At 64.3% G+C, this 258-nt stretch carries 1 protein-coding gene; it reads left to right on the plus strand.

Annotated features, from left to right (window positions below; translation table 11 throughout):
* Window positions 1-258, plus strand: a 258-nt coding sequence (locus CVH10_RS22095; protein ID WP_219924998.1) for a hypothetical protein, incomplete at both ends; no start/stop codon positions are given.

The raw sequence follows: 258 nt of genomic DNA on the forward strand, positions 1-258 counted from the left end.
CGCCCTGGCGCAGCGTCTGGCCGAGCCGGAGGGGCCGCAGATCATCGTCGTTTCCACGGCCAAGAGCCCCAGTTGGTTCGACAGTCTGACGATGGATACGGCGCGCGCGGAGGTGCTGTACCGGCTGGAGCAGGCGGACAAGTTCAACCGCTTCTTCGCCTTCGCCCCCCTGACTGAGGAGGGCGACCGGATCATCGTCCACGCCAAGATGTCGATCATCGACGACCGACTGCTGCGGATCGGATCGACCAATCTGAA

This window comes from Halomonas sp. ND22Bw (genome assembly GCF_003011945.1).
GTDB lineage: Bacteria > Pseudomonadota > Gammaproteobacteria > Pseudomonadales > Halomonadaceae > Halomonas > Halomonas halophila.